General features: G+C 37.7%; 20 protein-coding genes and 1 riboswitch. Of the genes, 14 read left to right on the top strand and 6 right to left on the bottom strand.

The window, feature by feature from the left end; genetic code table 11:
* Nucleotides 1-10: 10 nt before the first annotated feature.
* The 6 genes from FXF36_RS08045 to FXF36_RS08025 all read left to right on the top strand — a co-directional run bounded on the left by FXF36_RS08045 (nt 11) and on the right by FXF36_RS08025 (nt 4,694).
* Nucleotides 11-478: a hypothetical protein gene (locus tag FXF36_RS08045; protein ID WP_151623263.1), complete on the top strand. Its 468-nt coding sequence runs from the start codon at nt 11-13 to the stop codon at nt 476-478.
* Nucleotides 423-2,012 (top strand): class I adenylate-forming enzyme family protein, encoded by a 1,590-nt coding sequence (locus FXF36_RS08040; protein ID WP_167511324.1) that lies wholly within the window; start codon nt 423-425, stop codon nt 2,010-2,012. The genes FXF36_RS08045 and FXF36_RS08040 overlap by 56 nt, the downstream gene beginning before the upstream one ends.
* Before the next feature lie 16 nt (nt 2,013-2,028).
* Nucleotides 2,029-2,217 carry a hypothetical protein gene (locus FXF36_RS08035; RefSeq protein ID WP_151623261.1) on the top strand — a complete coding sequence of 63 codons (189 nt, stop codon included), beginning with the start codon at nt 2,029-2,031 and terminating at the stop codon, nt 2,215-2,217.
* Between the two features lie 62 nt (nt 2,218-2,279).
* A complete protein-coding gene (locus tag FXF36_RS08030; RefSeq protein ID WP_151623260.1) occupies nt 2,280-2,819 on the top strand; it encodes a hypothetical protein in 540 nt (179 codons plus the stop codon).
* A 5-nt stretch (nt 2,820-2,824) separates the two neighbouring features.
* The gene (locus FXF36_RS16275; RefSeq protein WP_167511323.1) at nt 2,825-2,995 is read left to right on the top strand and encodes a hypothetical protein; all 171 of its coding nucleotides are present in this window, start codon (nt 2,825-2,827) and stop codon (nt 2,993-2,995) included.
* On the top strand, nt 2,988-4,694 hold the full coding sequence (locus tag FXF36_RS08025; RefSeq protein ID WP_151623259.1) for an AMP-binding protein: 1,707 nt from the start codon (nt 2,988-2,990) through the stop codon (nt 4,692-4,694). The genes FXF36_RS16275 and FXF36_RS08025 overlap by 8 nt, the downstream gene beginning before the upstream one ends.
* A gap of 77 nt (nt 4,695-4,771) precedes the next feature.
* Here the strand turns inward: FXF36_RS08025 and FXF36_RS08020 are convergent, their stop codons facing one another.
* Nucleotides 4,772-5,119 carry a helix-turn-helix domain-containing protein gene (locus FXF36_RS08020; protein WP_151623258.1) on the bottom strand — a complete coding sequence of 116 codons (348 nt, stop codon included), beginning with the start codon at nt 5,117-5,119 and terminating at the stop codon, nt 4,772-4,774.
* 107 nt (nt 5,120-5,226) lie between these two features.
* Between FXF36_RS08020 and FXF36_RS08015 the strand changes: the two genes are divergently transcribed.
* Complete coding sequence (locus FXF36_RS08015; protein WP_151623257.1) at nt 5,227-5,742, top strand: hypothetical protein; 516 nt, start codon at nt 5,227-5,229, stop codon at nt 5,740-5,742.
* Nucleotides 5,743-6,189: 447 nt separating this feature from the next.
* Here FXF36_RS08015 and FXF36_RS08010 read toward each other — a convergent pair whose 3' ends face one another.
* The gene (locus FXF36_RS08010; protein ID WP_151622274.1) at nt 6,190-7,683 is read right to left on the bottom strand and encodes an ISLre2 family transposase; all 1,494 of its coding nucleotides are present in this window, start codon (nt 7,681-7,683) and stop codon (nt 6,190-6,192) included.
* 259 nt (nt 7,684-7,942) lie between these two features.
* Here FXF36_RS08010 and FXF36_RS08005 point away from each other — a divergent pair, with 259 nt between their 5' ends.
* On the top strand, nt 7,943-9,439 hold the full coding sequence (locus tag FXF36_RS08005; RefSeq protein ID WP_151623256.1) for a GGDEF domain-containing protein: 1,497 nt from the start codon (nt 7,943-7,945) through the stop codon (nt 9,437-9,439).
* On the opposite strand, the gene FXF36_RS08000 is transcribed toward FXF36_RS08005, so the two are convergent.
* The 3 genes from FXF36_RS08000 to FXF36_RS07990 all read right to left on the bottom strand — a co-directional run bounded on the left by FXF36_RS08000 (nt 9,425) and on the right by FXF36_RS07990 (nt 13,147).
* Nucleotides 9,425-10,396, bottom strand: coding sequence for an ion transporter (locus tag FXF36_RS08000; protein ID WP_151623255.1), 972 nt, complete (start codon nt 10,394-10,396; stop codon nt 9,425-9,427). The two genes, FXF36_RS08005 and FXF36_RS08000, sit on opposite strands and share 15 nt — an antisense overlap.
* Before the next feature lie 25 nt (nt 10,397-10,421).
* Nucleotides 10,422-11,222 carry an N-acetylmuramoyl-L-alanine amidase gene (locus tag FXF36_RS07995; RefSeq protein WP_151623254.1) on the bottom strand — a complete coding sequence of 267 codons (801 nt, stop codon included), beginning with the start codon at nt 11,220-11,222 and terminating at the stop codon, nt 10,422-10,424.
* 431 nt (nt 11,223-11,653) lie between these two features.
* Nucleotides 11,654-13,147: an ISLre2 family transposase gene (locus FXF36_RS07990; RefSeq protein WP_151623253.1), complete on the bottom strand. Its 1,494-nt coding sequence runs from the start codon at nt 13,145-13,147 to the stop codon at nt 11,654-11,656.
* A 148-nt stretch (nt 13,148-13,295) separates the two neighbouring features.
* A riboswitch (Lysine riboswitch) is annotated at nt 13,296-13,472 on the top strand.
* Between the two features lie 110 nt (nt 13,473-13,582).
* On the opposite strand from FXF36_RS07990, the gene dapA reads away from it, so the two are divergent.
* The 3 genes from dapA to FXF36_RS07975 all read left to right on the top strand — a co-directional run bounded on the left by dapA (nt 13,583) and on the right by FXF36_RS07975 (nt 17,685).
* Nucleotides 13,583-14,467, top strand: a complete 885-nt coding sequence (gene dapA / locus FXF36_RS07985) for a 4-hydroxy-tetrahydrodipicolinate synthase (RefSeq protein WP_151623252.1) — start codon at nt 13,583-13,585, stop codon at nt 14,465-14,467.
* The gene (locus FXF36_RS07980; protein WP_151623251.1) at nt 14,454-15,992 is read left to right on the top strand and encodes a Na+/H+ antiporter NhaC family protein; all 1,539 of its coding nucleotides are present in this window, start codon (nt 14,454-14,456) and stop codon (nt 15,990-15,992) included. Before dapA ends, FXF36_RS07980 begins: the two co-directional genes overlap by 14 nt.
* A gap of 118 nt (nt 15,993-16,110) precedes the next feature.
* A complete protein-coding gene (locus tag FXF36_RS07975) occupies nt 16,111-17,685 on the top strand; it encodes an IS1182 family transposase (protein WP_151623185.1) in 1,575 nt (524 codons plus the stop codon).
* Nucleotides 17,686-17,838: 153 nt separating this feature from the next.
* Here the strand turns inward: FXF36_RS07975 and FXF36_RS07970 are convergent, their stop codons facing one another.
* Nucleotides 17,839-19,032, bottom strand: a complete 1,194-nt coding sequence (locus tag FXF36_RS07970) for a hypothetical protein (RefSeq protein WP_151623250.1) — start codon at nt 19,030-19,032, stop codon at nt 17,839-17,841.
* 271 nt (nt 19,033-19,303) lie between these two features.
* Here FXF36_RS07970 and FXF36_RS07965 point away from each other — a divergent pair, with 271 nt between their 5' ends.
* From FXF36_RS07965 to FXF36_RS07955, 3 genes are all read left to right on the top strand, one after another.
* Complete coding sequence (locus FXF36_RS07965) at nt 19,304-19,780, top strand: KdsC family phosphatase (RefSeq protein WP_151623249.1); 477 nt, start codon at nt 19,304-19,306, stop codon at nt 19,778-19,780.
* A gap of 7 nt (nt 19,781-19,787) precedes the next feature.
* A complete protein-coding gene (locus FXF36_RS07960) occupies nt 19,788-20,558 on the top strand; it encodes a TraX family protein (protein ID WP_151623248.1) in 771 nt (256 codons plus the stop codon).
* A 181-nt stretch (nt 20,559-20,739) separates the two neighbouring features.
* Nucleotides 20,740-22,095, top strand: a complete 1,356-nt coding sequence (locus FXF36_RS07955) for a uracil-xanthine permease family protein (protein ID WP_151623247.1) — start codon at nt 20,740-20,742, stop codon at nt 22,093-22,095.

Below are 22,095 nucleotides of genomic sequence, written 5' to 3'. Positions count from 1 at the left end.
GGAGAATGAAGTGGATAGGTTATTGCAGAGTAATCCAAAGTTGATGAATGATTATTTACGAGAAATACAGAGAACAGTATTCGAAGTTATGAAAATTGCTGAGGCTGTACCAAATGATTTTTGTATTTGGAAATCATTCCCAAGTGCATATTCAGGAAAGCGAGATATTACTTTCATAAAGGAAAACATAAAAGGGTTAATTGAAGTGGAAGCATTTAACACAGATGTTATTGACAGTTTGAATAAGGAGAAAAAAGATTTTGACAGACAGACAGACAGACAGACAGACAGACAGACAGACAGACAGGAGCTAACTGGCTATCCGAGCATAGACAAGCCATGGCTTAAGTATTACACGGACGAAGAATTGGATATAGATATCCCAGATGTATCAATGTATGAAAATATGCATAGGCATTCAGGTGATTTGGAAAAAAATGGTGGCAATCGAGTATCTAGGCTTAAAGGTAACATATGAGCAGTTATTCAAAAAGATAGATCAGACTGGGCGAGCACTTAAGGCAGTTGGCGTTAATCAAGGGGATATTGTATCGGTATGTTTGCCAAATATTCCAGAGGCAATATATTTGCTTTATGCCATAAATAAGATAGGCGCTGTTGCAAACATGCTTGATGTTCGCTGTGGCGCACCAACATTAGAAAAGGCAATAAATGATGCAGATTCAAAAGTTTTACTCTATTTGGATTCAATTACAGATAAGTTTGAAAATGTTAGGAGTAACACAACAGCTGAGGTTGTAGTTGCAGTATCACCTATAGAGGGCCTGAGTCCTGCTCTGAGGTTTATTGTTAGATGTAAGGATAAAGAACTCAGACAGAACATCCCAGCAGGGGTTTTCACATGGAAAGCTTTTACTAATAAAGCGCAGGAGTTTACTGGAACTATTGATGGTAATAGTGCTGGTAATAACGATGCAGTTATAGCGTATACTGGCGGAACTACAGGTGAGCCTAAGGGCGTAATTGGAACTAATTACAATGTAAATGCTGTGGTCGAAATGGAATTCAAGGTTGGCTTTAATCAAAGCGAGCATGATAGTTTTTTATGCATGGCACCACCCTGGACTTACTATGGAATTTGTAATTCTATAAATGTTCCATTCTGTATGGGATTGAAAGTGATTTTGGTCCCTAAATTCGGGCCAGATGATCTGGGGGAACTGATATTAAAATACAAACCTAATCATGTGGTAACTGTTCCATCAAGTGTAGGTGTTTTACTATCTGGGAAATATGAAAATGCAGATTTTAGCTATTTGCATTCTTTGATATTAGGCGCTGATAAGCTGGATGAATCATTGGAAATAGAGGTAAATAATTATTTGCAAAGTCATGGCGCATCAATTCGTGTATCTAAAGGATATGGAATGACAGAGGTTATGGCTGCGGCGGCTTACTCAAGATTGAATGCAAATGAAATCGGAAGTGTCGGAGTTCCTTATCCACTTAATAATATTTCTGCTTTTAAAGAAACAGACCATGGATATGAAGAGTGTAAAATTGGTGAGCAGGGTGAAATTGCAATCATTGGACCGACAGTAATGAAATCCTATTTTGGGAAGTTCGAAAATGAGAATGTAGATATTCTTAAGAAACATGAGGATGGTACTACTTGGGCACACACAGGTGATATTGGATACATAGGTGCAGATGGAAGAGTGTACATTGTAGGCCGTTTGAAGCGAATGTTTGTAAAGGCAGGCTTCAAGGTGTTCCCAGCTACTATCGAGCATTGTATTATGACTAATGAAACGGTGCAAGTAGCAGCTGTTGTATCAGTAAAAGATAAATACTCTGGTTATGCTACTAAGGCATTTGTCGTATTAAAGGATAATTCTGCTGATAAAAAAATAGTCCAATCAGAAATCGAAAAGATTGTTACGGATGAATTATATGATTACGAATTGCCGGATATTTATGAATTTGTGGATAAACTACCACTGACTGGAATGGGAAAAGTAGATTATCGAGCGTTAGAAGAGATGGGTTAACAAAAGGATGTAGAAAATGGGATTTAAAAAATATAGTGATGCAGCATCAGCTGAAAGAATGATAGAAAAAATAATTGATGGCGAAATTGCAAGCGATGGTACTGCGTATAGAGAACTGCAAACAATAGCTAGTGAATGGAAAGGTACTTATATAGGAGATAGAGCTCAATACTTGATTGATAATTATTATGCTGATTGGAAATAGTGGATGATTAGTTAATCTTTAAAAGACTAGGAGTTGTTAATCGATGGAGATGTGTGAACGTAATGAGCATATTTAGAGAACCTATAATTTATGAAATCGAAGAAGAACTAATTGAAAAGAACACAAAGAGCTTGAAAAAGAATGGTGTTAATCAAACGGGAATTAATGAACTTTTAGATATATCAAAACACAATCTTGATATGCAATATACGAGAAAGTCACATCTTGAAAATCGCTCGGGATTTGGATTAACACTATGGGGACTAATAACAAGCGTTTTCTTTCTTTCTACCGGAGAGATAAATAACATACCGTTACCAGTGCTAATTATGACTGGTATATCGGCGGTTGTTTCAATTATAAGTTTTTTAGTTTGTGTATGGTCTAGTGATTATAGCAGTCCAACAATGGCGTCTATAGATGATTTGTCATATTCAATTAATGATATGGAAGTATTTTTCGTACAAGAATGGAATTTACTAAATAAATGCATATTTGATAATGAAAAAGTTATTCATAGGAAATCTACTGCTTTAAATATAGGGATGGCTATTTCAGTATTGTACGGAACAGGAGTTTTTCTAGGATTTTTGTGGAGGTAAATGTTATGGCTGGAGGATATGCGAGAATGGAACCTGAGGGAAAGGGGCATAAGAAAAAGAAAAAACAAACTAATCAAGAACCATATAGACCTACACCAGAAAGAGTAAGAGGTTTGAAAGAGGAAAGGTTAGGAATTAGAAAGCAGAGAAAAAACGAGGCGGATAAGGATGATTAATAATAGTAAGACAGGCTATCCAAGCATAGACAAGCCGTGGTTGAAATATTACAAAAAGGAAGCGCTTGAAGCTCCACTTCCAGAAATGACAATGTACGAGTATGTATGGAAAGCGAATAAGGATAACTTATCAAAGAAGCTTTTTAGATATTTTGGTACAAGCATTACGAGTGGTGAGTTTATCGCTAATGTTGAAAAGGCAGCTAAGTCATTTAGCACTATGGGAATAAAAGCAGGTGACATAGTTACAATTATGTCGATGCATACTCCTGAAACTATCTATGCTGTCTATGCATTGAATTATATTGGAGCTGTTACAAATCTTGTTTATATGACACTTGCAGAGCAGGAAGTGGTTAATACATTAACTGAAACAAATTCCAAATTATTGTTAGTGTTAGATGCAGCGGGAGAAAAGATTGAATCAGTTAGAGGGAAAATAGATATTCCAATAGTTGTTCTTTCGGTTGCTGACTCAATGCCTAGATATTTGAAAGTGGCATATCGACTAAAGAATAAGGCGATAAAAGGTGATTATAACTGGAATGATTTCCTGAACAAGGGAAAAGCGGCTACAGTGCCAGAAATGAATAAAGATCATGAGAAGCTGGCAGTAATTGTTTATACCAGTGGAAGTACTGGCGAACCAAAGGGGGTAATGCTTAGTAATGATGATATAAATAAGCATGCATCACAAGATTTAAATGGACTATATGGAGAGGTGATTCCCAAAACGTGGTTGTTCATTTTGCCACCTTTTTTAGCATATGGAACTGCTCATTTACATGTTGCCATTTGTTCTGGAACAGAAATTATTCTGCAAATCCAAATGGATCCTGAAAAGGTTGCTAAGAATATATATAAGTACTCTGCAGAGTTTTTTTTAGGAACTCCAGCATACATTGATGCTGTAATGCATCCAAAGTATAGGAAAAAGGATTTGAGTTTCCTTAAATTCTTTGTTGGAGGTGGCGGAGAATGTCCTGAACAGAAGGAATTGGCATTTAATAAATTTTTGAAAGAGCATAATTCTAAGGCTAGTTATTCATGCGGTTATGGAATGACAGAAGCAGCTTCAACTTTATGCGCCAATTGTAATGAAATAAGCAAGATTGGTAGTGTTGGAATTCCGTTTATGAAGACAACTGTTAAGGTTGTGGATTTAGAAACGCAGGCTGAATTGCCATATGGAAAGGAAGGCGAACTTCATTTTTCTTCACCTAACAACATGATGGGCTATCTTCATAATGAAGAGGCTACAAAAGAAATAATGTATTTCGATAAGGAAGGCAATTCATGGTTAAAATCCGGAGATTTAGGCTATGTTGACGAAGATGGGTTCGTATTTGTTACTGGGCGAATCAAGCGTATTTGCTTCACAAGAGCAAAGGATGGTTTCTCTTACAAATTGTTTCCTCAGAGAATAGAGGAATTAATCACAAGGGACAAAAGAATCGAATTATGTGGAGTAGTAACACTTGAAGATGAAGAAAGAATTAATATTCCTGTAGCATACATTTCCTTAAGAAATAAGAGCGCATCTGCAAGTGAAAAGAAACAATTAAGAGAAGAACTCTTTGAAAGAGCTTTGCTAGAGCTTCCTGAACATGAGCAGCCAGCGGATATTATTATTTTGGATAAGATGCCTTTGACGATGAGTGGTAAGGTGAATTACAAGCAACTCGAAAGAAGAATTTGATTAGTACGTATATAATTCTTTTTTGATTGGAGCATAAATACCTCTTTTTGAGGAGGTGTTTGTGTTTATTTTCAAAATTATTTTTGGGAAATAATAGAGTTAGCATAAGCGGTTAGCCTTTGAACAGCATCATCACTGCTGTGTGAGAGTAGATTAACCAAGTTAAATAATTCGGGAGATGTTTTTTTATCAATTACAATTTTATCTGAAGTCATATCATCTGTTTCACCAGTAAGAAATGCTACAGAAGTGTTGAAGCATTGAGCTATGACTTCTAATGTTTGTATTGAAGGAGTGCGGTCTCCTGATTCATACCTACCGTACCCGATTTTAGTTAAATTAAGTCTTCTAGAAGCCTCGGCCTTTGTGATGCCGAGGTTTTCTCTTGCAATTTTGAGTCTTTCAGCAATAGTATTTTCTGACATACAAGCCTCCTTGAGTATTGATGGTAACCAATGGATGTTATATGATTAAACTATCCAATGGTTACTGTACTATATTTGGATGAAAAAAGAAATATAAGGAGAACAAAATGTTAGAAGAAAGAAATGTTTCAGTCGTGAAAGATGCAGACGGTAATAATATAGTTGTTATTAACGATGTCATCTTTAAAGGTAGACAAGGAATCAATTGGAAGGATGTAGAGGAGTATTTAAAACGTTATGTAGGAGATTTTTATACAATTGCCGATTCAAAGGATATTGTGTATATAGGCACAGATTTACCAGATGAGTATGCACATTCTGAGTATACTAATGTTTTAAAAGGTGGTAACGCAAAAGCTAAAGCTAATGCAGCACAAGGTATTCCAGAGCTTGTTATATGTGCTACTAATAAGGAATACAGTCCAAATCTTAAGAAAAAGCATAATCATGATGCAAAAAATGGATGGTATAAATATGAGTCATTCTTTGCAATGCCTGTTTTTGATATTGAGGGGGATATAGAAAGATATAATGTATACCATGTTGCAATGATCATTAGACACGCTTCTGATGGAAAAAAGTATTTATATGATATTATTAACATAAAAAAAAGAAGTGAGTAGCCTTTTCCAGTCAAATGACCTTACTCAGTAGAAAAACTCGCTCCTTAACCATATACTATCGGACGAAAGAATTTTTGTCAATGGTAGTTGTATAATTAGGCAGCGTAAATTTGTACTCGGAAATCACAGAAAAGACTATCCCTGTGTTTTTGTGACAAGAATTAGATTTGTGATTATCTTACTATTTTTCTATTCTAAAAGGAAGCCCTGCTCCGCAGCCCTCTGATTTTGGTTTAAAAGCCGTACTTTTTTGTACGACAATTAATCCTTCGTTTGCTTGTTGATATTTTATCTGCCTTGAAATGGGTGTCAAGGACTTCAGCCTTCGGTGCGTAGCATCCTTGACTCCCATTTCTGGGCAGATACACTGTAAATCAAGCAAATGAAAGATTAGGTTTGTGCGAAGCACGTTTATTAAAGGCAACACCGTCAGGTGTTGTTTCCTTTTTACAGCTTTCCATTCAACATAAACAATAGCTGCTTACTATTTTGAACACTCATGCTTGAATGAATTGCCTCTGAATATTTACCGTATTCTCGCAATAGCTGACTTCTCTTGTTTTTTTCTGATGCCAGGACATCATTAGCAGTCAATATAACTTCTTTTGCCCCCGCTGCCATCGGCAGTTCTTCTTTTTGGAATTTTGCAAGTTCAAGCATGTCTTCATCGTTATAATAATACTCACGCAGACGAGCCATCTGATTTGCTCCATGTTTACTCCAACCCATCGCTTGCGTACTCATTCTACTAGATAACACATGATATACATGCCCTTCTGCCGAACAAGCCAACACTCCTTCATGTTTTCTTAAGCGATATTTAGCTGCCATCCAATTTGAACTTATGTAATCAGCTGATGCCGATATTTTTGCAAGTATATTTTCTGAGGAAGTGTATTCTTTTAATCTATCAACCAGTTTTAGAAAATCAGCATTTGTTTTGCTTCTTATCGTTTTATATATTTCAATCCTTACATCATCTTTAGAATCCTTCATGTGTGAAATCATTCTAGAAACATGCTCTGATATATGAAATTCATCTAATACAAATGTTACATTGGCTAAACCTCTATATCCAGTTTTTATCCATGCTCCTCCGTCAGCATTTATATATATTTTCTTTATTTTTTCTACATCATATGTTGCCTCTACATAATCAAAAACTTCCTTCCATAACTCTTTATTGTCCTGTTCATCTCCACGACAAAAATAGTGTGTTCCAACAAGTCTATTTCGTTTACTTCTCGGTGCTTCAGGCTCTATTCCTTCAAATACGTAGATAATCTTATTAATAGAACCATTTAGCTTTCTGCCATAATCGTTGTACTCCAAATCACCACGCACATCCTTAAACTGGAGATGATAGTGATCCTCATCTGCATCTATATATAAATAATCCACTTCCTTTTTAATTTCGGGAATCTGGAAATTCTTTGGGAATTTTGTTTTATGAAGCAGATTTTTTACAGTTGTTTTAGTAACCCCTTCAGGAATAGATGCTACCTCACCAGCCTTCCGATATGAAGTCTGAACAGCTTCACTATAAATGTTCGCCATAACGTCTTCTGTCATCTGCTGATTATCGCCTAGACCAATCAACTTATCTAACAGATAGCATAATTCTTCCTTCTCATCTGAATTAGTGTTCTTTGAAACGTATAGTGCTCTTGTAAAAGTAACTCTTCCAAGAGTTGTAAGAACCTGTCTCGCATCAGCTTTATGTTCAACATTCCATAGGCGTTTTCTCTTTGGTAATTCCTTTAGAAGTATATCCATTTCCTGCAACACAGATTGAATAAATAATCGTCCTAACTCATCTGTTTCCTTCTTAGTTGCAATGACCAATTCAGCTAAAGACTGTGGATTCTTATAAAAATCAATCTTAGCATCATATAAATTTGTGATGAAAACATCTGCGAAATACTTTATAATTTCTTCCATAAAAAGAACATCCTCCCTTGTTTTATTGTTTTCGCAAATCAATAATTTATCACAAAAGAGGATGTTCTTTTTTTATTTGTTTAATTTTCCGATAAAAATTTTACTCTAGCGTATAATTATGGAAAAGGATTTCTACACGAAAGTTCATAAATTGTTCACATAATGTTTAAGAAAATAGATACGTAATCTGATAAGTTATACATAGATGATATTTTAGGAAACTTGTTGGCATTTTAACCTAATTCTTGGAGCGAAATGTATGGCTGACATGGGTATGATGCGTAAGCACATAAAATATTTTAGAGAGGACAACGAGACAATACGTCAGTATTTTCGAGAGTGTCTGGAGACCATCAATGATAACAATCTTTATATGCTTAGAAAAGCATGTATGTATATGTCGATGGTCTATGTTTTCATGCTCATTATTTCGAAGCTGCTGCTACCAAATTTTACGTTATCTAAGGCTCATTTGGCGGTGGTGCCATTGATGTTGGTATATTTCAATATCAATCTTTACACAATGAAGCACCGAGGACAGATAGGAACGGGGGCTACGGCGGCGATTTGCTGTACCTTCTATTTCTGTCTGGGAGTAGTACTTGGTGTGGTAGATGTTTTTGAGGTTCCTGCTGGTCAGGCATTGTGGTTGCCGCTGGCGGTAATTGGACTTCCAATGATTTTTATCGACAGGCTGTACAAGTATGGTATTGAAGAACTGGTTGTGCTCTCAATTATGCTTGTGATGTCTTTCCTTCACAAAGAACGAGAGTGCTTTATTCGTGACCTGTATATTTCCATTGCTGCATACGTAATTTCCATGCTGGCGGCGCGAATTATCCTTGAGATGAGGGCTAGAGAGACACTTGCTATCGCAGAGGTTACAAGGCTTAGTTCTCTTGATAAGCTTACTCACGTATTTAACAAGGGCGCACTTGTTGCAAGAATGGAGACCTATTATGCGAAGAGGTCTGCCGATGAGCCTTGCGCAATGTGTATTATCGATATTGATGATTTCAAGTATGTAAATGATAATCTTGGCCATAATACAGGCGATTTGTTGCTTGAACGTATTGGAAGACTCCTTGGCGAGAATTTCCGTGCATACGATATTGTGGGCCGCTATGGTGGCGATGAGTTTGTAGTTGTAATGCCTAGAATGGGCGATGTGAATATTCTTTCAAGTCGTTGTAAAGCTCTTCAGAGCTATATCAGTGAATTGGACTACGGCAACAAGAATCCTTTTACTGCTAGTATTGGTGCCGTTATCAGTACTGGAATTCCAAATAGCAGTGTGATTTTTGAAATGGCAGACGATGCCCTCTATAAATCAAAGATGCAGGGGAAAAATTGTTGCACTATCTGGGAATATGAGGATAGAGAGATTGACAGGCCTGTACTTTTAGCTGTTACTGAATCAGAAGATGATAAGATGAATGAGCTTAGGTCAGAACTATCTAGTCGCTTCCACATCATCAGAGCAGACAACGATAATAAGGCACTGTATTATCTTAGTCGATATCATAAGCAGATAGAATTTGCTGTGATAAAGATTAATGATAGGATTGATTTAGGTGAACTGGTTCTTAAGTATATTAAGACCAGAGAAGGGTTTGCAAAGATACCAGTCCTTGCAGTTACCGAGACAAAGAGTCAGGCGATAATAGCAAAAAAACTGCAAGCAGATGAAGCACTTGAAGTAGAAGCACCTGATGCAGTTTATAAAAAGACAGTTCAAAAATTAATAGGAATGTAAGAAATAACCTTCGGCGGCCAGTATTACTGTGTCGCCGTTTTTTAATTCCAAAGAGTCGATTGGAATTAGCGATTCGCCATCTCGCATGAGAATGGCTGGAAAGAAATGGTCTGGAGTTCCAATCTCAGAAATTTTCAATCCGCTCCAGCAGTGACCTTCTGTTATATGGACCGTAAGCATATCAATATGTTCGTCCTTTGCGAAGTTGGTCATAAGCTTCATACGAGAGTAATGCTCTACGAATCCGGCGCTTATAATACCAGTTGGAATAGCAACAACTCCAACGCCTAGGAATCCAGTGCAAATAGCCATTATTCGGCCAGGCGTGGTAATAGGATAAATATCACCGTAGCCAACAGTAAGCAATGTGGAAACTGACCACCATATTCCAGAGAAGGCATTTTTGAATGCGTGTGGCTGGGCATCATGTTCGGCGTAGTATATTCCAATTGAGCTGGCAAGCATGAGAATCATGACGATTACAAGTGAAGATAATACCTGATTACGTTTTTCTTTTAAAACTGAAAAGATAACGGCAAAGGAATCGTATTGTCCGTTGATTCTAAACAGATGGAAGATTCGTACGATCCTCAAAATCCTGAAGGCTACGAAGCCGGACAGGAAGAAAAATGGAAGAATCGTAAACAAATCCACGATACCATCATAAGATAAAAGAAATTTCTTTATAGCCTTTCCATGAGGTAATTCGGGATATAGTAAATCTGCTGTCCAAATTCTAAGACCGTATTCCACACAAAATATGATTATTGTGATGAGTGAGACTAAATCAAAAAAAGGAAATAGCGCCGAAAATTGCTCGTAAGTTTGAAGTACCATGACCAAAATATTGAGACATATGGTAATGGTAATAAAAATATCGAAGGCATGACTAGGAATATCATCCTTATTTCCAATTTGAATGATGTTGAATATCTCTTGCTTATTTAGCTTTTTCAATTGTTTATTCTCCCATTTAATGTGATTACTTGAGCTTTAAGCTGTAGTAGTTTGCGATTCCAGTAGCATCTGCGATGCCAAGCTGCTGGTACTGTTCTGGCGTGCTCAAATGGTTTATCCTGTCAGAGTAATTGGTACAAAAAGCGTGCTCCACAATGATGGCTGTAAAATTGTTGGTCTTAGCCTGATTAATAAGTGCATAGTAATCTCTTGCAGAGCCATCAGGATATTTGTTAGATGAATCGCGGGTAACGATGCCAGTTCCGTTTGGGCAAAGCTTCCAATCGTTTATAGTAAGTCCAGTGCTTGTAAGCTGTGTGAGAATAGATTTTCCAAGTCCTGCACCCTTTTCGCACATGGCAGGCTTATAGTTTGGATTTGGAATGATTACCTTTGCACCGCTTTGGGACGTATCTAAATCTGGATCATAATCATTGTGAAGACTTACCAGAACATCCGCATTTACGGATTTGGCAAAGTTTACTCTTGAGCTTAGACACTCAGCAGTAGAGTCAGGATTTGCTCCATAAGGGCAGTCAAAACTATAGCGAGTCATATAAACGGTGACTCCAGAATACTTCTCAAGCTCCTGCTTGCAATAATATGCGATGTAGAGGTTGGCAATGCCTTCCTCAAAATTCTCATAATGACAACCTAGATGAGTGGTGTCATGACCCGGATCAAGAACAATAACTATGTTGTTGGCAGAAGCCTTCTTGGAAGCCTTTGTCTTTGCTTGTGAAACATTTGTATCAGATAGAAAAAGTGAAGCAATCAGAATGAGACTGAAGGCTAAAACGAATATTTTTTTAAAGCAAATTTTCATGCAATAACCCCTCCCGAAATACTCAAAACTTAAAATAATTCTACCATCAGTATGTTTGTTTATCAATTTATTGTTGACATCAGGCAGCGTAAATTTGTACTCGGAAATCACAGAAAAGACTATCCCTGTGTTTTTGTGACAAGAATTAGATTTGTGATTATCTTACTATTTTTCTATTCTAAAAGGAAGCCCTGCTCCGCAGGCCTCTGATTTTGGTTTAAAAGCCGTACTTTTTTGTACGACAATTAATCCTTCGTTTGCTTGTTGATATTTTATCTGCCTTGAAATGGGTGTCAAGGACTTCAGCCTTAGGTGCGTAGCATCCTTGACTCCCATTTCTGGGCAGATACACTGTAAATCAAGCAAATGAAAGATTAGGTTTGTGCGAAGCACGTTTATTAAAGGCAACACCGTCAGGTGTTGTTCCCTTTTTACAGCTTTCCATTCAACATAAACAATAGCTGCTTACTATTTTGAACACTCATGCTTGAATGAATTGCCTCTGAATATTTACCGTATTCTCGCAATAGCTGACTTCTCTTGTTTTTTTCTGATGCCAGGACATCATTAGCAGTCAATATAACTTCTTTTGCCCCCGCTGCCATCGGCAGTTCTTCTTTTTGGAATTTTGCAAGTTCAAGCATGTCTTCATCGTTATAATAATACTCACGCAGACGAGCCATCTGATTTGCTCCATGTTTACTCCAACCCATCGCTTGCGTACTCATTCTACTAGATAACACATGATATACATGCCCTTCTGCCGAACAAGCCAACACTCCTTCATGTTTTCTTAAGCGATATTTAGCTGCCATCCAATTTGAACTTATGTAATCAGCTGATGCCGATATTTTTGCAAGTATATTTTCTGAGGAAGTGTATTCTTTTAATCTATCAACCAGTTTTAGAAAATCAGCATTTGTTTTGCTTCTTATCGTTTTATATATTTCAATCCTTACATCATCTTTAGAATCCTTCATGTGTGAAATCATTCTAGAAACATGCTCTGATATATGAAATTCATCTAATACAAATGTTACATTGGCTAAACCTCTATATCCAGTTTTTATCCATGCTCCTCCGTCAGCATTTATATATATTTTCTTTATTTTTTCTACATCATATGTTGCCTCTACATAATCAAAAACTTCCTTCCATAACTCTTTATTGTCCTGTTCATCTCCACGACAAAAATAGTGTGTTCCAACAAGTCTATTTCGTTTACTTCTCGGTGCTTCAGGCTCTATTCCTTCAAATACGTAGATAATCTTATTAATAGAACCATTTAGCTTTCTGCCATAATCGTTGTACTCCAAATCACCACGCACATCCTTAAACTGGAGATGATAGTGATCCTCATCTGCATCTATATATAAATAATCCACTTCCTTTTTAATTTCGGGAATCTGGAAATTCTTTGGGAATTTTGTTTTATGAAGCAGATTTTTTACAGTTGTTTTAGTAACCCCTTCAGGAATAGATGCTACCTCACCAGCCTTCCGATATGAAGTCTGAACAGCTTCACTATAAATGTTCGCCATAACGTCTTCTGTCATCTGCTGATTATCGCCTAGACCAATCAACTTATCTAACAGATAGCATAATTCTTCCTTCTCATCTGAATTAGTGTTCTTTGAAACGTATAGTGCTCTTGTAAAAGTAACTCTTCCAAGAGTTGTAAGAACCTGTCTGGCATCTGCCTTATGCTCTACATTCCATAAGCGTTTTCTCTTAGGTAATTCCTTTAAAAGTGTATCCATTTCCTGCAGCACAGACTGAATGAACAATCGTCCCAACTCATCTGTTTCCTTCTTAGTTGCAATGACCAGTTCAGCTAACGATTGTGGATTCTTATAAAAATCAATCTTAGCATCATATAAATTTGTGATGAAAACATCTGCGAAATACTTTATAATTTCTTCCATAAAAGAACATCCTCCCTTGTTAGTATTGTTTCGCAAACCAATATCTTATCACAAAGAAGGATGTTCTTTTTATTTGTTTAATTTTCCGATAAAAATTTTACTCTAGCTTGACATCAACTTTTCTAAGAGTTAGACTATAGCCAACTTAATAAAAGATAGAGGTTGCGAGAAACATTAGTAATCTCATTGATGGGACAGGCCCAAGTGATATGAGATAAAAGGGAATTTCGCCGAAAGAAGTCAGCTCCTGAAGCTGACGATCTTGGGCATACGAAGAATATTCGTATGACTGTCACTTAGTAATAAGTGGGGAGCTATCATATTCGTATGTGCAATTGAAGGCTGACCATTTATTATGGTCAGTCTTTTTTGTTGTCGTTATTTAGATGAGCTTGTAAGCGTAACAGGCGGAATTGGATTACAGGAGGATGAGAAATGAGTATATTTAATGGCGCTGCTGTAGCAATTGCTACTCCATTTAACAACGATGGTTCAGTCAACTATGAGAAGCTTGATAACCTGATTGAATTTCAGATAAAAAACAATACAGATGCTATTGTTATCTGCGGAACTACAGGCGAAGCTTCTACACTGTCACATGAAGAGCACGTGGATGTTATAAGACATTGTGTTCAGACAGTAAACAAGCGTGTTCCAGTAATTGCTGGCACTGGCTCAAACTCTACAGAGACGGCAATCTTTCTTTCAACAGAGGCAGAGAAAGCTGGAGCTGATGCGGTGCTTCTTGTGACACCATATTACAATAAGGCAACTCAGAGAGGACTTTATGAGCACTTTAAGGATACAGCTGATGCTATCAAGCTCCCATGTATTCTTTATAATGTTCCATCAAGAACTGGCTGCAACATTTTGCCTGAGACAGCGGTAAAACTTGCAAAGGATGTGGATAACATTGTTGCCATCAAAGAAGCATGTGGAAACATCAGCCAGATTACTAAGCTTCTTCAGTTGGCAGATGGTTGCATAGATGTTTACTCAGGAAATGATGATCAGATTGTACCAATTATGTCACTTGGTGGACTTGGTGTAATCTCAGTGTTTTCAAATGTTGCACCTCAGCAGACACATGATATGTGCCAGGCTTGCCTTGATGGAGATTTCAAAAAGGCAGCAAAGATGCAGCTTGAAGCATTACCACTTATTGATTCACTTTTCTCAGAGGTTAATCCAATTCCTGTAAAGAAGGCTCTTAACCTTATGGGATTTGAAGCTGGTCCACTCAGAAAACCATTGACTGAGATGGAAGAGGCACACGCAAAAATATTAGAGGAGAATATGAAAGCTTATGGAATTTACTAATACTATCTGGTCGCTATTGCCACCATTAATTGCCATTGTTTTGGCGCTGATTACAAAAGAGGTTTACTCATCATTATTTTTAGGAATATTTGCAGGCGGTTTACTGTACGCAGGCTTTAATCTGACAGCTGCGATGGAGCACATCTTTGTGGATGGAATGATTGGTCAGCTTTCTGACAGCTGGAATGTAGGTATTCTCATTTTCCTTGTTGTCTTAGGAAGTATGGTTATGCTTATGAACCGTGCGGGTGGTTCGGCTGCTTTTGGAAAATGGGCTGTTACCCATGTAAAGACAAAGGCAGGCGCACAGGTTGCTACAATCATCCTCGGTATGCTGATTTTCATCGACGATTATTTTAACTGTCTTACAGTTGGCTCGGTTATGAGACCAGTTACTGACAAGCATGGGATTTCTCGTGAGAAGCTCGCATATCTTATAGATGCCACAGCTGCACCTATTTGTATTATTGCACCGATTTCATCATGGGCTGCAGCAGTTACAGGCTTCGTTGATGGTGCAAATGGCTTGTCACTTTTCATTCGCGCCATTCCATACAATTTCTATGCATTGCTTACACTTGTGATGATGTTCACAATTACTTACTTGGATTTTGATTACGGCTCAATGAATCTTGCAGAGCTGAACCATAAAGCCCAAGAAAAGCAGAGAAAGAAAAAGGATGCTGCTTCACTTACAGGCGCTGAAGATCAGCCACATCCACCAGTTTCAGAGAGAGGAAAGGTGTCACACCTTGTGTTCCCTATTATTTCCCTTATTATCTGTTGTGTAATCGGAATGATTTACACAGGCGGATTCTTTGATGGAGTAAACTTCATCGATGCATTCTCAAATTCAGATGCATCTGTTGGACTTGTATATGGCTCAGTTGTGGCACTCATTCTTACAATCATTAACTATCTTGCAACAAAGGTGCTCAGCTTCAGCGAGTGCATGAATGCAATTCCTGAAGGCTTCAAGAGTATGGTGCCAGCTATCCTTGTACTTACATTTGCATGGACCCTTAAGTCTATGACAGATTCACTTGGAGCAGCTGAATATGTTGGTGGAATCGTTGCAAACATTGCTGATAATCATGCACTTATGAGCTTGCTTCCAGCGCTTGTATTCCTTGTTGGTATCTTCCTTGCATTTGCAACAGGAACCTCATGGGGAACCTTTGGTATCCTTATTCCAATCGTCGTAAATGTTTTTGGTGGTGACATTAATAACGAGCTTATGATTATTGCTATTTCAGCTTGTATGGCTGGTGCTGTTTGTGGTGATCACTGTTCACCAATTTCTGATACAACAATCATGGCATCTGCTGGTGCGGATTGTGACCATATCAGACATGTTAGTACACAGCTTCCATACGCATTTACGGTAGCAGGAGTTTCACTTGTATCTTATATTGTTTCGGGCTTTGTGAGAAATTGGGCGGTATGCCTGCTAGTAGGAATTGCACTTATGATAGTAACTCTTGTACTGCTAAAGAATATAACAGCTAAAAAGGTAAGTTCATAAGAATAATTGAACTATTGTAAAAAGAAAAGGGGCTGTGAAATAATCAGCTCATGAAAAAAAGAGAAGTAATAGCTGGAAACAGCCGATTACTTCTCTTTTTTCATGGTAAAATATTACCATGATCAATCAAACCAATTCTTATAATACTCTAAATCAGGGCGTTTTACCATTTTTTATTTCAGATTGCTTGGATATCTGTGATCCGGTTTTTACTTTTGACGAACTCGTGGGAGGTATGAATCTTGAGAAGTATCTGAAAAATGTGCCAGAGCATAAGCTTGGCAGAATCAGATATAATCCAGTCAAAATGTTGAAAACCGTACTATTCGGTTTTATGAGTGAAGGATATATTTCACTAAGAGGACTTCAAGAAAACTGTAGGGTTAACATTCGATTTATGTATCTTATGGACAGGGAAACTCCTTCTTACAGAACCTTCAGCTATTTCATAAACGATGTGTTAAAGGATTCAATAGAGGATATTTTCAATGATATTAATCAGGAAATATTCAGCAGGCATAAAGTTGACCTGAATCATCTTTATATTGATGGTTCGAAGTTTGAAGCTAATGCTAACAAATATACTTGGGTATGGAAGAAGGCCACGGAAAAATCCCGTTACCGTCTTTTTGAAAAGATTACTAAATTACTGCAAGAAATCAACAGCGATCTTCAGTGGAGCGGAATCAAGATTGAGACTAATACAGAGTACATGCCTGAATATATGCGCCAGATAACAGAACGGTTTTCTGAGATATGGAAGCTTGATACTTCAACTTTTGTTTCAGGAAAAGGACATAGGAAAACCGTCCAGCAGAGACAGTACGAAAAGCTTGTAGAGTACACAACAAAGCTCAATGAATATGTCACAAAAATCAGCATCTGTGGAGAAAACAGGAACAGCTATTCAAAGACAGATCCTTCCGCTACATTCATGAGAATAAAGACCGACTACATGGGAAACGACCAGCTTCTTCCCGCATACAACGTTCAGATTGGTGTAGCTGATGAATACATAGCAGTTGTTGATGTTAATCAATACAGATCTGACATGGACTGCTTCATACCGTTGATGAATAAGTATTATGAAACATATGGCTTTTATCCAAAATATCCTGTGGCTGATGCTGGATATGGCTCGTTCAATAATTATATCTTTTGCGAGCAAAAAGGCATGAAAAAGTACATGAAGTTCACAATGTTTAAAAAGGAGACGACCGATAAGAAATATCACAACGATCCATTCAGAGCTGTTAATTTTGAGATCGGTGATGATGGGAAAATGCGTTGTCCTAATGGGAGGAGCTTCAACTTTCTATACAGGCAGCATGTAAAAGGAAACCAGTATGGCCGGCAAGAAGAAGTCTATCAGTGTGAAGACTGCAGTGGTTGTCCCTATGCATCGAAGTGTAAGAAAACAGATAAAAACAAAACCGTAAGAATAAACGAAGAACTGACCGCTATGCATCAGGAGGTTATAAATAATCTTGAAAGCATCCAGGGAGCACTCCTTAGAATGAACAGATCCATTCAAGCGGAAGGTACTTTCGGAATCATAAAAAATGATCGTTGGTATAAAAGAATAGTCCGAAAAGGAATAGAATCCGTAAAACTTGAGGTTCTTTTGGTTTCAATAGGTCATAACTTATATAAATATCACAATAAAAAGATGCGTCTCCAAGAAGCTGCCTAATCAAAAAAGTTTGTAGTTTTTTGGGGAAAGGGGCATTATACTCTATTTTTGCCAGAAACAGCATACCTCACAAAAAATGATATAAAAAGGGAGCTGGAAAAAATGATTATCTCATTTTTTCACAGCCCCTTAAGTTTTGAAATTTATAGCTGATTACTGAGCATTATTCTGCTCTTCAGTTTCATCTGGAATGTTGATTGTGTATGTTACTTCGTAATTGTAACCTGATTCAGATGATACCTTTGTTGTAATCTGTGCAGAACCATCATCGTTGTTCTTTACATATGCACCGAGATTGTATTCTGAAGTGCTTGAACCATTTGGATCGATGCTGTACTCGATTGTGTAAGATTCATCGCTGTCGCTATAGTGATGATTCATCTTTCCGGTATATTCACCAGCAACCTCATCTGAAGGAATTGGTTCACTATAACGGTCGTCTGTAATTGCCATCTCGCCAACTACAATACCGTGAAGATTCTCATCATGTAATGGACCAGTTACATCGGCTTTGCCTTCAGCTTCTTGTCTTGAATACATTTCTTTGAGGTCGTCTGTATCAGCAGTTTCAAATTCGATTACGGTGCCAGGATATTTGACATGTGGATTGTCATCGCCTCTTGAAACAGAGTAAACGCCATTAATCTTGTAAATATAGATAGTTGCACCATTTTCAGCAACAAATGTACCAAGTTCGGTGAAATCGCCTTTTTTCTCAACAATTGGTTCGTTTGAAATTACATAATTACCAGAGCTTGTGCTAACTGAGCTTGATGAGCTAGAACTTGAAGCTGAGCTAACAGCTGCTGCTACAGTAGAATAGTCGCGTGTTCCCATGAGGTTTGAAGCAGCATAAATCTCTACAGAAGTAAGCTGATCATTGAAAAGTGATGCAACCTTCACACCAGCTTTAGAGCAAGCTGCAAGTGTTGTAAGATTACGTCCTTCCTTCTGTCCGAAGGTGTAGTAGTGCTCGTAGTATTTAATGATGTCGTTACCAAAGGCTGACTTTAAATCTGGATATGCACTAGCGTATGCAGAAGGATCGAAATCTCTCCAGCCCTTTCTGCCTTCCCAGATACCGCACTTCTCGAAGTGCTCAAGGAGTGCGTTTCGCTCTGTTCCGAGAGCTTTAACAACATCCTCGTTTTTCTCTGCATAAAATTTCTCGTCAAAAAGCTTTTCTACCATAGCGGCCTGCTTTTTGGTAAGTGTGCCATAGACAACCTGTGAAGCATCTGTAGCCATTGTCAAATCAGCTGCATGTGAAACGACTGCAGTTGTAGCAGCAACGCCACCAGATAATGCTATAACAAGTGCCATAGCGATTACTAGTTTTCTTTTCATCTCATTATTCTCCTCTTGTTTATAAATACTCTGGACAGAGATTGCGTCCATCTTATTCATTATAATACTCATATTATAGTGAAACAATGTAATAGTTATACAAAATAACGTAATAGTTTAGGTGTAATTTTTACAAAAAGGCAACAAAGACGTAAAGAAATTGTTACGAAATTGTAACAAAAAATGTGGAATATAATCTATTCAAATGCCGGGTAAATGTATTAAAATATGAAATTAGGAAAATATGAAACAATTGTAAAAGGAGTGCTTAATGAAAGATATTAAATACCTTGTTCTTGATGTAGATGGTACTTTGACAGATGGTTGCGTGTATATGGGGGAAAATGGGGAACTTTGCAAAGCTTTCAATATAAAGGATGGCTACGGAATTGCACATCAGCTTATTCCTTCTGGAGTGATTCCTATGATTATCACAGGGCGTACAAGCAAGATTGTTGAGAACCGCTGTAAGGAGCTTGGGATTACAAATATTTTTCAGGGAGTAGCTGATAAGCTTGGTAAGCTTAAAGGTGTAATGTCTTCAAATGGAAGAACACTCAAGGATTGTGCATATATGGGGGATGATTTAAACGACCTTGAGGTTATGAAGGCAATAAAGGCTGAGGGAGGACTTATCGGATGTCCTGCCGATGCGGCACCAGCAGTTATTGAGATTTGCGATTTTGTTTCAGAGAAGGATGGAGGTAGAGGATGCGTTCGAGATTTCATCGAATGGCTGATTGATTAATTTTACTATGGAAAAGAAGAGACTTGAATTTACAGGCACAGGATTAAAGCTTATTGCAGTCATTACGATGTTCATTGATCATATCGGGGCTGGAATTCTTGAAAAATCGGAGGCAGCTCAACTGGCTATAGAAAACTTTTGGCCGTGGAACTATAATTCTTTTGACAATATTTTTCGAGCTATAGGACGTATGGCGTTTCCTATCTACTGCTTTATGCTGGTGGAGGGATTCTTTCATACCAAAAGTCGTTTGAAATATGCGCAGCGTTTACTTTTTATTGCTGTGATTTCAGAGGTTCCTTTTGATATGCTTTTTAGACTGAGCTATTTTGATTTTAGATATAACAATGTGCTTTGGGAGCTTCTTCTTGGACTGGGTGTATTATGTGGACTTGATTATGCTAATAATAAGGATTTTTCTTTCACTGAAAAACGCTGGGCTAACGATGGTCTAATGGTTATAGTAATGCTAATCGGAATGGGGATTGGCTATTTGACTCATTTGGATTACAGTATGTCTGGAATATGTTGCATCAGTGTGATGTACAAGTATTATGGAACAACTAAAAAGGACAGACTGAAATCCTTTGGAATGGGACAGCTTATGTTATCCCTTTTTAACTTTTTTGAGTTGCCAGCATTCCTTATGCTTTTACCAATGAGTCGCTACGAAGGCCATCGCGGCCGCGACTCAAAAGCTATGCGCACGTTCTTCTATTTCTTCTACCCAGCACACATCGTCGTATTATATGTAATTAGAACATTATTGTTTGGATAATAATAAGCCAGTAGCAGACAAGCTCATGGTGTTACTTAAGCGAAGCATTCTAAGCTGAGCGAAGTAATACCATGGCTTGTAGGCGTAACTGGCGTAGGTATGGTGTAAATTAGGTATTGTAATGTTGTAATTAACATGATAGAATATCGAAAGTTTGAGTATTTTTAAAGGGAGGATAACTATGAACTCACACGCACCAATTAAAGATGTGTCGACGCTCGGCACTCCAAAGACCTTAATTCTCGGTCTTCAGCATCTATTTGCTATGTTCGGAGCAACTATTTTAGTTCCAATTCTCGTAAACAATTATTTCAATGGCGAAGGTCTTTCAATTCAGGTCACTTTATTTTTCGCAGGTGTCGGCACCTTATTTTTCCATCTTTGTTCTAAATTCAAAGTTCCAGCTTTTCTTGGTTCATCATTCGCTTTTCTCGGTGGTTTTCACACAGTTGCTAATTTAAATACTGGTATTTTCAAAAATATGACAATGGGCGAAAAGCTTCCATACGCTTGTGGTGGTATCGTCGTTGCCGGAGCACTTTATTTGATTCTTGCTCTTATCATCAAGCTTGTTGGTATCAACAAAGTTATGAAATATCTTCCACCAGTTGTTACTGGTCCTATCATTATCTGCATCGGACTTTCTCTTGCACCTTCAGCAATTACCAATGCTTCATCAAATTGGCTTCTTGCTATAATCGCACTTTCAGTTGTTATTATATTTAATATCTGGGGAAAAGGAATGTTCAAAATCCTTCCAATTCTTATGGGTGTTGTTATTTCATACGCATGTGCACTTGTATTCAATGCTTTTGGTATGACAAATGCAGATGGTAGTGCAATTCTTGATTTTACAACTGTTAAGCAGGCAGCTTGGGTTGGCCTTCCAGATTTCTTTATCTGCAAGTTCAACATCTCAGCAATCCTTGTTATGGCACCAATTGCTATTGCAACAATGATGGAGCACATTGGCGATATGTCAGCAATCTCTGCTACAGTTGGTGAGGATCTTGTAACTGACCCAGGACTTCATCGTACACTTGTTGGTGATGGTCTTGCTACAGCGCTTTCAGCTATGTTCGGTGGTCCTGCAAACACTACCTATGGAGAGAACACTGGCGTACTTGAGCTTTCAAAGGTTCATGATCCAAAGGTAATCAGAATCGCGGCATGCTACGCAATCGTTCTTTCATTCATCCCAAAGATGGCTGATATTATTGGAACAATGCCTAGCGCAATCGTGGGTGGCATAAGCTTCATGCTTTATGGTATGATAAGTGCAATAGGAATCAGAAATGTTGTTGAGAATCATGTTGATTTCACACATTCACGCAACCTTATTATTGCAGCAGTTATCCTTGTTTGTGGACTTGGCTTCTCTGACGGCCTTACATTTACAGTAGGCTCTACAGATATCACACTTACAAGCCTTGCAATCGCTGCAATCGCAGGTGTAGTTCTCAATGCGATTATCCCTGGACGTGATTACGAATACGGTAATCCAGAGAGATATCGTTTTGATAAAGACGGTATATAA

The organism is Pseudobutyrivibrio xylanivorans (genome assembly GCF_008935055.1).
GTDB lineage: Bacteria > Bacillota > Clostridia > Lachnospirales > Lachnospiraceae > Pseudobutyrivibrio > Pseudobutyrivibrio xylanivorans_A.
This window is presented reverse-complemented; position numbering and strand designations above follow the sequence as displayed.